The sequence below is a fragment of the Phaeobacter sp. QD34_24 genome, assembly GCF_028890115.1.
Taxonomy (GTDB): Bacteria; Pseudomonadota; Alphaproteobacteria; order Rhodobacterales; family Rhodobacteraceae; genus Phycobacter.
Window position 1 is genome coordinate 1 of record NZ_JARCJD010000048.1, and the last position, 3,294, is coordinate 3,294.

At 61.3% G+C, this 3,294-nt stretch carries 2 protein-coding genes; both read right to left on the reverse strand.

Annotation, left to right across the window (positions count from 1 at the left end; translation table 11 throughout):
* Positions 1-240: 240 nt before the first annotated feature.
* Positions 241-1,233, reverse strand: a complete 993-nt coding sequence (locus PXK07_RS18520; RefSeq protein WP_269843301.1) for a nucleotidyltransferase family protein — start codon at positions 1,231-1,233, stop codon at positions 241-243.
* Positions 1,234-1,389: 156 nt separating this feature from the next.
* Positions 1,390-2,319: a DUF2493 domain-containing protein gene (locus tag PXK07_RS18525; protein WP_065331804.1), complete on the reverse strand. Its 930-nt coding sequence runs from the start codon at positions 2,317-2,319 to the stop codon at positions 1,390-1,392.
* Positions 2,320-3,294: the final 975 nt, after the last annotated feature.

Here is a 3,294-nt window from a genome sequence, read left to right on the forward strand (position 1 = left end):
TCAGACATGTTACCGCTCGATTTTCGAACCGTGAATCACGCCGCTGGACGGAAATCAATGGGTCCTGACCCTAGGTGCGCACCATCCCCAGCCCGTACCGATGCGGATGGGCCGAACTCTGACGGGCTGGGTAGAGGGATGACGGTGCTGGACGCCGTGAGATGCAGATCAAGTGTGACCGATCGCACGCGCCATGAGATTTGACGAAAGGACCGCCCGAAGGCGACCCGGTTATGGCCATCACGCGCCCAAGCTGTCGAGCATCCCCCTGGTATCAGGCATTCGCTTCAGCGAGTTGCCGATGTGTTCCCGCCAGCGCGGCCCAACCTCCATTGCGGTGGCATAGGCCCGAGCCAGATCATCGGGCCGGTCCTCGGCCATCGCTTCGATAAGGAAAGCCGCCTGCTCGCGGTCCTTCGCGGATTTCAGGCTCCCTGCCCCATCGCGGCGCCGGTCGGCAATGATCAGTTTGTGGACTGCATAACGCTCCGGGCGGGGCACCTGCACCAGAACGCCGGATCTATAGATCGCCGCCGCGTGGATCGGCTCAGCGATCAGGAAGTTGAGATAGTTCAATCCTTGGGCGTTCACGCCCAATGCTGGCAGATCACGGATGGTCTCATCCCCGAACGCCGGTGTCAGGAACTCGACCAGTTGGCCGCTGCCACCCTGGGCCCATCGCCATGTCCGACCTTGGTCAAGAGCTGGCAGAGGATCGAATTTGAGCGCTGAGAACGTCTCGGCAAGACCCGGGTCGACCTGATCCTGCAACGCAACGCTGAGCTTCTCGAACTGCGCGATGTCGATGTCGCCAGTATTGGCCATACCGCCAATTGGCAGACGGATACCAAGCTCGCCTTCATAGAGGCGAAATGCATTGGTTCCGACGATGGTGCCACCCAAACGGAAGGTCCCGGCTGCGGCCATGGCCGACAGGATGGAACCGGTCGCCCGGTCGATGGGCGTCATGCCTTCCGCACGCAAGAGCCGAACAAGCCGCGACCGTTCCGCCTGCCGATCCTTGGCCGTTGCGCGCAGCTCTTCGATCCGGTCGATGCGCGCGCGCGTCTCGTCGCTGTCTTCGCCGATATAGATGAACCGCATCTCCGTCCCGACACGGCGCGCGGCATACCAATAGGCCTTATCCCCACGCTCCTTGAGTGTGGGCTTGCCTTCGACACCGGACAAGGCGTCGTCCTTCAGAAGACGCACCAGGTCGGTATAGGCGCTCATCGCGATGCTGCTGAGTGGGGTCATGCCTATCATTTCCAAGTTTTGCTTGGCATTCATATACCTATCAAAACAGGAAATTGCTAGGCAAAGTGATTTGGAGAACGTCCACACCCATAAGAAACGACGAAAGGGCCGCCCGAAGGCGACCCTCTCTCTTCAATCCTGCGACGCCTTCTTCGCCAGGTCAGCAACCCGCATGACCGTCAGGCCTTTCGCTTCCGCCTTCTGCCCGAGGTTCAGCGCGACCCCGTTGCCGCCGAAGAGCACAACCCCCGTCGCCGCGAACTTGTCGTCCAGCATCTCGTCGTTGCACTTGAACGGTGCCGCCCGCCCATGCGCGGACCAGCGCGGATCGAAACGCGCTTGTGCGACACCCCGTGCGCGAGCCCACCGAGCCGCGATCATCTCCGCCCCGTGCTTGCCACCCTTGTGGCAGAGGAAGATCTCCTGATTGCGGTTCTGCCTTATCCGCTCCCGAACCTTGTCGAGCGTGTTGAAGATCACATCAACATCAGTCCAGTCGGTGGCGCCCGAGACGATCAGGGGCACCCCCTCGACTTTCGACTTTTCAGCGGTTTCGCGGTCATGCTGCTCCAGGAGCTGCCGCGCCTCGAAGACCGCCCCGGTTTCTTGCGCCCGGACGCTTGCGCGCGACCCGGATGCCGGGATGAAGGCGTGGCCCGTCTCGATCTCGTAGCATTCCGCCGCAGCCTCGCTCATCACCTCGATGGCGCTGACGACCTCGCGCAGCTGCAGAAAGCGCGCCTGCGCTTCTTCGAGCGCGGTCTCGGCGATCTCCGATCCGTCATGGGATTTTGCCAGCGCGCCGATTTTGTCGGCGGTGCGGTCGATCTCCTTGCCAAGTGCCACCTTGCGCCGCTGCAGTATCGTCGCCAACCCATGGGCCAGCGGTTCGATTTCTGCCTCGAGCCCGGTCCCACGCAGCGGACCGAGCAGAGCCTCGAAGCTTTCGCGGATGATGTGGTCGGTCAGGACGTGATCTTCCGGGATCGGCAGCTGTGCGTCCTTCTCGGTCAGTCCGAAAAGTTCGATGGTCTCGTAGGTGTTTGCGGTGTCGTAAGCCATGTCTGGTCTCCAGTGTTCGGTTATAGAGCCACCACGTGAGTGTGGGGGCATGGCCGAATGTCTGGTTTCCGAATCTGCCCGGGTCAGGGACGGCGCAGCCGCCGGCTTGCCGGGCGCAAAAGTTTTCCGCGCGCAGCACCCGACACACGCGCGCGCTCACGCACGGGACCGCCCAACGCCACAGACCCCGCCCTCGCCGAAAAGTTTTGCGATCCTTGACGCGGGCTGATTTGGGGGCCATCCGGAGGATATGCTTCCACACTCATGTGTGTGTGTTTTGACGGTAGGTTTGCCCGACACGAGCAGGCAAACGGCCCGACCGGACGCGGGAGACGGATGCAGCGGCGGGATCGTTTTGCCCCGCAAAACAGACCAGAGCGCAATCCGGCGGAGCGGCCGGGGAGGGACGTGCTCGTGAGGCGGGCAAACCGGGATGCCGGGTGCGACGCCGCGGTGAGGCCGCATGGCCGAATGCGCGACGGACCGAAGGGCCGTTCTCCCCTGCGACACGCGAAGCCGAGCAGGGGAGGCCGTAAGGCTCTGGCCACGATTGATGTGCAGGAATTACGCTGCCGACTATAGGGATTGCTTGTCCAGGCATTCGAGGTGATGGTCGGGGAGCGGACTTTCATCGAGGGGACAAATCAACATTCATAGGAATGGGGAACGGACATTGGTCCGGCCCAAACCTCGTGGTATCAAGGGGTGGACCGGGCCAAGCTCTTCACTGACGCACGACCAAATACATGAAAGGTGCTCCATTTGAAGCATAAGACGATTGATTTAACTGCCGAAGTTAAGCGCGCCACATTACCGGATGGACTGCAAGGCTTCCTATTCCCCATGTATGAGGCAATTTCCAATGCCTTTCACTCAATAGAAGACAGGTGGGAAAACGATTTAGGGTCAGGACTCATAGCCAGTAAATGACGAGCGCTGCGAGTGCGATGGCTGACAGGAAGACCTTTGGGCACC

What these genes read in the sequence shown, in the direction of transcription:
- PXK07_RS18520 (WP_269843301.1), bottom strand. Translation starts at nt 1,233, where the DNA reads ATGAGCGCCTATACCGACCTGGTGCGTCTTCTGAAGGACGACGCCTTG.
- PXK07_RS18525 (WP_065331804.1), bottom strand. Translation starts at nt 2,319, where the DNA reads ATGGCTTACGACACCGCAAACACCTACGAGACCATCGAACTTTTCGGA.